At 59.1% G+C, this 6422-nt stretch carries 6 protein-coding genes and 2 pseudogenes; 7 read left to right on the top strand and 1 reads right to left on the bottom strand.

Features of this window, described 5'->3' with window-relative positions:
• The first annotated feature begins 23 nt into the window (after positions 1-23).
• The 5 genes and pseudogenes from ACPYOI_RS14065 (at position 24) to ACPYOI_RS14045 (ending at position 3426) form a co-directional block, all read left to right on the top strand.
• A complete protein-coding gene (locus tag ACPYOI_RS14065; protein ID WP_481416775.1) occupies positions 24-311 on the top strand; it encodes a nucleotide-binding domain containing protein in 288 nt (95 codons plus the stop codon).
• Positions 295-675: pseudogene (locus ACPYOI_RS14060) on the top strand (class II aldolase/adducin family protein); the annotation flags it as partial. The gene ACPYOI_RS14065 and the pseudogene ACPYOI_RS14060, both read left to right, overlap by 17 nt.
• Positions 676-1072: 397 nt before the next feature.
• Positions 1073-1424, top strand: a pseudogene (locus ACPYOI_RS14055) (Rid family detoxifying hydrolase).
• Between the two features lie 147 nt (positions 1425-1571).
• Entirely contained in the window at positions 1572-2231 is a 660-nt protein-coding gene (locus ACPYOI_RS14050) for a DsbA family oxidoreductase (RefSeq protein ID WP_481416730.1), read from the top strand.
• Between the two features lie 247 nt (positions 2232-2478).
• Complete coding sequence (locus ACPYOI_RS14045; RefSeq protein WP_481416729.1) at positions 2479-3426, top strand: alpha/beta fold hydrolase; 948 nt, start codon at positions 2479-2481, stop codon at positions 3424-3426.
• Here ACPYOI_RS14045 and ACPYOI_RS14040 read toward each other — a convergent pair.
• Positions 3415-4347 carry a LysR family transcriptional regulator gene (locus tag ACPYOI_RS14040; RefSeq protein ID WP_481416728.1) on the bottom strand — a complete coding sequence of 311 codons (933 nt, stop codon included), beginning with the start codon at positions 4345-4347 and terminating at the stop codon, positions 3415-3417. The two genes, ACPYOI_RS14045 and ACPYOI_RS14040, sit on opposite strands and share 12 nt — an antisense overlap.
• 187 nt (positions 4348-4534) lie before the next feature.
• Here ACPYOI_RS14040 and ACPYOI_RS14035 point away from each other — a divergent pair, with 187 nt between their 5' ends.
• Positions 4535-5467, top strand: coding sequence for a LysR family transcriptional regulator (locus ACPYOI_RS14035; protein ID WP_481416727.1), 933 nt, complete (start codon positions 4535-4537; stop codon positions 5465-5467).
• Between the two features lie 140 nt (positions 5468-5607).
• Positions 5608-6321, top strand: coding sequence for an SDR family NAD(P)-dependent oxidoreductase (locus ACPYOI_RS14030; RefSeq protein ID WP_481416726.1), 714 nt, complete (start codon positions 5608-5610; stop codon positions 6319-6321).
• Positions 6322-6422 lie beyond the last annotated feature (101 nt).

The following is a 6422-nucleotide window of genomic DNA, read 5'->3' as shown; positions in this document are numbered from 1 at the left end:
GCTAGGTGTAAAGGGCGTCGTCGATCGCCGCAAGGCTGGACGGCTTCTTCGCAACGATAGCGCGCGACCTCGTGGACAAGGGCGTGAAGCGCCTCGTGGTAGCAGGCGGCGAGACCTCAGGTGCGGTTGTCTCTGCCCTGCAACTAAATGCGTTGACGATTGGCCCGGAAATTGCGGCCGGAGTGCCTGTTGTCACTGGCACCAAATCGTTGGGGCTGGCACTAAAGTCCGGCAATTTCGGCCAGCGGGACTTCTTCGAGCGTGCACTTGCCATCATGGAAGGAAAGCAGCCGGATGGACCTCAGCCATGAACGAAGCAACGATCGGGGGGACCTCGTGATGCTGTCGAGGTCGCTCTTCGAGCGCGGCTATTCGGTCGGATCAGCCAGCGATATCAGCGTCGCCGTCGCCGACGGCATCCTCATTACGCCAACTAATTCATGCCTCGGCTTTATCGATCCTGGCAGGATCGCCAAGCTTGATGCCAACGGGAACCACCTCTCTAGCGATAAGCCATCGAAGGAGGTGTTTCTGCATCGAGCCTTCTATGAGACGCGCGCGCATACCGGAGCGGTCGTGCATCTGCATTCAACCTATGCAACCTCTATATCCTGCCTTTCGGACGTTGATCCAGACGACTGCATCGCACCAATCACTCCTTATGTCGTAATCCGGGTCGGCAAGGTGAAACTGTTGCCTTATGTCAGGTCGGGCGATCCTGCCGTAACCCAAAGATCCTCGAAATCCCCTATTCCCCAGTTGTGTGAGGAGCGCAGTTCATAAAGCTGCAGGCTGATCCCCCAGACACGGTTCGATACGTACATTTTTGAAGCTGCCTGGTGGCAGGATTATCTGGTCCCACTGTGGCGGCAGCAGTGGGGAGGGCATTGCCGCACTATCCCGCGATGTTTCAGATCGCGTAATCTACATTATGGAACTCACCCTAGAGTCATGACCTCCACGTAAACCTGATAGCATGCAAGGAACCTTGCAGCTCTTCCGTACCCAGCAACAACTCGATGCCTCCGCGAAGGATGTCAAAGCCTTGGCCGTGGACGGTATTCCCTATGAAGTGCTTGACCGTGTTGGCTACGGGCCCTGTTCGCAGGCAATAAAGGTTGGCGATCTGCTGTTCGTTTCCGGACAATTGCCGATGGACCCCGCCATCCGTGAGTTCAACTCTGCCGACGCGGTTGAGCACCCGAACAAGGCCCCAAAACCTTGCCGCGGTCGCAAGGGCTGCGGGGTCTGACCCGTCGAAAATTGTCAAGACGGCCGTGCTCCTGGCAGACCTCGGCTTTGCAGGCGTCAATCGCATCTATGCTGGTTTCTTCACAGCACGGTATCCTGCACGCGCATGCTACGAGGTGAACGCCTTGCCGAAGGGCGCGAAAGTAGAAATCGAGGCGGTTATTGCTCTTTGATTAAACGGAGAGCCGCTGCTCAGGGTCGGGTCCGGATTGGGCGATGTTGGCCGGCGCCGATGTGCTCTTTCCAAGTAATTTGTAGATTGCGTCTCGTTCCATTGCGCGAGACACTATTTTCGACTCGGCTACGCGTAGAGGATCACGATGAACGACCAAGGACCTTCACAGACATCCGGCGGGATCGCCGCAATCATCGGCCAGCCAGTAGACCCTCAGACGGTTCTTCATTGGTACGATTTCATCTGTCCTTTTTGTTACATCGGGCAGACGCGCGACGCGATTTTCGAGGATCATGGATTCGCAGTCGTCGATCTCGCATTTGAAATCCATCCGGAAATCCCGATTGGCGGAAAACTCGTGGGTCCGCGGAGCGGAGAGATGTACGAAAGGCTCGAGAAAGAAGCCGACGAGGCGGGCCTGCCGCTAAATTGGCCCGAGCGCCTGCCCAATAGCCGCCTGGCCCTGGCCGTTGCGGAATGGGTCAGGCGGAACCAGCCGACCGCGTTCCGCGATTTTTCAAAATCGCTCTTTGCTGCCCATTTCGCCGAAAGAGAAGATATCGGCAGTCAGGACGTCGTGAGCGCGCGCGCGCGTAGAGCCGGCGTGAGTGTCGATGACATGAGCCGAGCATTGGACGACCAGACCGCCTATCTGTTGGTGAACGAAACGGAGATGCTCGGTAGGCGGGCGGGTGTTCACGGCACTCCGGCATGGCTGGTGGGCGGAAAGATCGTCCCCGGTCTCCTCCCGCGGAACACCTTTGTTCAGATCGCCGAGGAGAACCTGCCTGCCGGTAAACGCTAGAGCGGATATCGCCCAAGACTGCGCACGCTTTTCGGCATGCCGCTCTAGCATCATCGACCAGACCAACCGCTCCTTGATTCACATGGCATTCTTCCTTTCGCGATCCTTTTAGCTCGATCCCGTCCAAGGCGGGACTCGCCGAATTCAAGAGGCTTCCTCTCGCATTCTCGCTCTACCGGATGGGTCGGTGATGTTCGATTTTGGCGGAAAGCAACATGCTGTTCGTCGAAATCGAAGGAATGCTCAAATGCCGACGGAATTGATCACGAACTTGCTGACGGCGGCTGTGGTGTTCAGCACCTCGACATCGCCGGGACATGCCGCGTCTTCCAGCCAAAAGGCCGAAATTGGCTTCGTGGAGGTCACCAAGGACATCACGCTGAGAAGGATGGTCGTCCACTCGGTGAACCCGAAAGGAACAGTGCTCTTTCTTCACGGCTTCCCCGAAACCTTATTCGTCTGGAAGGGCATCTCCATGGCGCTGGGCGACGAATTTGAAGTCCACGCCTTCGACTGGCCGGGATTTGGACAGTCCACAAGACCTGCGGTCGAAAAATTCTCCTATGCGCCGACGGACTACGCGGACGTTCTGAAGGCCTACATCGAGAGGGCCGGCATCGATCGGTCGAAGCTGACGATCTACGCGACGGACATCGGTGCCCTGCCCGCGCTGCTTCTTGCGATTGAAGAGCCGGATATCGCCAAGAACATCGTCGTCGGCGACTTCGCGCCATTCAACCGGCCGGAATACATGTACGAGAGCCTGCAGAACCTGAAGACGGAGCCGTCCGCCTCACAGACCCGTGCCGACATGAACAAGACCAGCGCGGAGATATTGACGAACGCCTACAGGCGAGGCCTGTCGAAGGAGGAGCAGTTTGATCTTCCGGCAGACATCCAGGAAGATATGAACCGTGGGTGGTCCCATGGCGACCTGACTTCAGCCGACGCCTTCTACCACTACTATGCCAAGTTCACACGCGATCAGGACTTCCTCGAGGCCAACCTCGACAAGCTGAAGACTCCGATCAAGGTAGTCTGGGGCGAGAAGGATCTGTACATCGACAAGGGCATGGGCGTCGAGCTCGCCAAGAGAATTGAAGCAAGGCTCGATGTTCTTACAGACACGGGACATTACCCGCATCTTCAGAAGCCGGCGCGGACTGTCGACGAGGTGCGCGCATCAGCCAGATGAGCGCATTGCGTCCGATCGGCCGGCGTTCCCGTAGCTGCCGCTGGTTTCACGAAGCCGCGGCAGCGCCCAGTCGATGAAGGACCGCACCTTCAAGGCGAGCGGGCCCTGTCGGGAGTAGACGATGTGGATTGGTCGGGGCGGCCCGTCATATTCCGTCAGGATCGGTACAAGGTCACCAGATCGTAAGTGTTCCGGGATCTGGTAGTCAAAGAGGCGCGCTACGCCCGCCCCACCCAGCGCTGCGGCGACACAGTTGGCCGCCGTATTGACCTCGAGACGCGTCCGCGGCTGGGCCTCGACAGGAGCCCCGTCAACCTGGAACGTCCAAAAGAACGTGCGGTTGTTGAAGATGATCCCGTCGTGTCCCGGCAGATCGCCAGGATGTGCGGGAATCCCACGCTTCGCTAGGTATCCGGGGCTGGCGCAGGTGAGCAGGCGGAACTCGCCCGCCTTGACAGCATACAAGGAACTGTCCTCAAGGTCGCCGAGACGAATGGCGATGTCGACCTGCTCGTTGACCAGATGAACCGAGCGGTCGAGAGACAACAGGTTCAATGACACCTCCGCGTGCCTCTCCATGTAGCTCAGGACGATCGGGAGGACATATCGGTTTCCGAACTCGAGCGGCATGGTGATCGTCAAGGTTCCACGCGGCGTCTGATATTCCCCTGACGCGCGCCTTTCCGCCTCCTCGAGGTCAGCCATGATCTTTCGTGCAGCGTCGACATATTCGCGCCCGGCGTCGGTAAGCTGCAGGTTCCGGCTTGTACGAACGATGAGGTTTGCGCCGAGGAACCGCTCCAAGTCGGCCACCTTGCGGCTGACGCTGGGCAACGGAGCATTGAGCCTTCTGCTTCCAGCGGAGATGCTCCCGGCGTCCACGACGGCAAGCAGCATCCGCATCGCATCAAGTCTATCCATGACAGCCACCAAGACGATGGATCTGGTTGTAATACAGTTTCGTTTCACTGCAAAGAACGCGGATTCTACGTTACGCCAACTGCTCCGACCCCCCTGCAGCCTAGGCTCGGCGAAGTGCAGGGATATTTACGTCGGAGGAAAATCCGGGGATGAGTAGTTCGCAAGTCAGCGTCTGCGGAGCTCGGAAATGGATCGTATCGATGCAATGAAAGTGTTTGTCACCGCGGTGGACGAGGGTAGCCTTGCAGGCGCCGCTCGCAAGCTGAGACGTTCTCCGACCGCGATCAGCCGGGCATTGAGCTCGCTGGAGGCGCATGTCGGCGTCGAGCTGCTGCATCGTACCACCCGAAGTCTCAAGCTCAGCGAAGCCGGGCAGCGCTATGCTGCTGCCTGCCGGCGCGTGCTCGTCGACCTCGAGGAAGCCGACATGGTTGCCGGAGGGGAGCGCGCGTCGCCCCGGGGCACGTTGACCATCTCCGCGCCCCCAATTCTGGGCGAGGAAGTCCTGCGGCCCATTCTGGACGACTTTCTCGATCTCCATCCCACCGTCTCCGTTCGGTTTTTGATGCTGGATCGGTTCGTAAACCTCGTCGACGAGGGTGTGGACCTTGCGCTTCGCATCGGCAACCTAACCGACTCGTCTCATATTTCGACCCGGATCGGCGGTGACGTCAGGCGTGTGATCGTGGCGTCGCCACGCTACCTCGCCAGCAATCCGAGCATCGGGGAGCCGGCCGACCTTGCCAAGCACCAGATCGTCGCGTTCAGCAACTTCGGGCTGGAGTCCTGGAGCTTCACTCCAGCGAAGGGATCTTCGATTCCGAGAACGGTCCATTTCACGCCGCGCTATGTCGTGAACAGCGTGCGCGCCGCCGCAGCGTCGGCCGCGGCGGGCGCTGGCCTGACGAGGCTATATTCCTATCACGTCGCGAAGTACGTTCGGGACGGCCAGTTGAAGATCGTGCTTGCGGACGACGAGTTTCCTGCGCTTCCTGTCCATCTGCTCACGCCACAGGGCCGCACATCCGTGCCGAAGGTGCGAGCCTTCATAGATTTTGCGGTTCCCCGCCTCCGCGTTGAACTCGCCCGCATAGCGGCCGAAGCAGGTTCAATGCTGTGATTATGCCGAAAATCGGTTGATTGTCTGCCAATCGCCAGCAATTCTCCCGAACATCGTATGCATCTAAATCAGTAGCACCGACGCCGAGGGCGTAGGGCGGCTCCGAAATTTGAGCCGCTGTACTTGAAAGGATGCACATCATGAGCAGTCAACAGAAGGTCGCCATCATCACCGGTGCTTCCCAGGGCATTGGGGAAGGACTGGTTCGGGCATATCGCGAGCGTGCCTATCGTGTCGTTGCGACGGCGCGGTCGATCAAGCAGAGTTCCGACGAAGGCGTTCACACGGTCGTCGGGGATATCGTGAACCCGGAAACGGCGGAGCGCGTCGTTAGCGAAGCGCTGGAGCGCTTCGGACGCGTCGATACGCTTGTCAACAACGCCGGCGTCTTCCTCGCGAAACCCTTTGTCGAGTTCACGCAGGAGGATTTCGACCACAACATCGGCGTCAATGTCGCCGGCTTCTTCCATATCACGCAGCGTGCCGCCAGGGAGATGTTGAAACAGGGCTCCGGCCATATCGTCAACATCACGACGAGCCTCGTCAACCAGCCGATCGCCGGCGTTCCGGCCGCGCTCGCCTCGCTTACCAAGGGCGGTCTGAATGCGGTAACGCAGGGGCTTGCAATCGAGTTCGCGAAGACGGGTGTACGTGTCAACGCTGTTTCGCCCGGCATCATCAAGACGCCGATGCACGCGCCTGAAAAGCACGAATTCCTCTCTGCACTGAATCCGGTCGGCCGTATGGGCGAAATTCGCGACATCGTCGATGCAGTCCTCTACCTCGAGAACGCGAACTTCATCACGGGCGAGATCCTTCATATCGACGGCGGCTCGAACGCCGGCCGCTGGTAGGCTGAACAAGGTGGTGGCCCAGCCTCTGTCCGGACCACCACCACGTGCGGCGCAAGGCGCTTGCGCCAACGCATCACGCTATCAAACCAAAGCTTTCGAAA

The sequence above is a fragment of the Rhizobium sp. SVR5-2C genome (assembly GCF_056755115.1).
The sequence above is the reverse complement of the archived record's forward strand: the minus strand, read 5'-3'. Positions and strand labels throughout refer to the sequence as shown.

What these genes read in the sequence shown, in the direction of transcription:
- ACPYOI_RS14040 (WP_481416728.1), bottom strand. Translation starts at nt 4,347, where the DNA reads ATGGATAGACTTGATGCGATGCGGATGCTGCTTGCCGTCGTGGACGCC.
- ACPYOI_RS14050 (WP_481416730.1), top strand. Translation starts at nt 1,572, where the DNA reads ATGAACGACCAAGGACCTTCACAGACATCCGGCGGGATCGCCGCAATC.
- ACPYOI_RS14045 (WP_481416729.1), top strand. Translation starts at nt 2,479, where the DNA reads ATGCCGACGGAATTGATCACGAACTTGCTGACGGCGGCTGTGGTGTTC.
- ACPYOI_RS14035 (WP_481416727.1), top strand. Translation starts at nt 4,535, where the DNA reads ATGGATCGTATCGATGCAATGAAAGTGTTTGTCACCGCGGTGGACGAG.
- ACPYOI_RS14030 (WP_481416726.1), top strand. Translation starts at nt 5,608, where the DNA reads ATGAGCAGTCAACAGAAGGTCGCCATCATCACCGGTGCTTCCCAGGGC.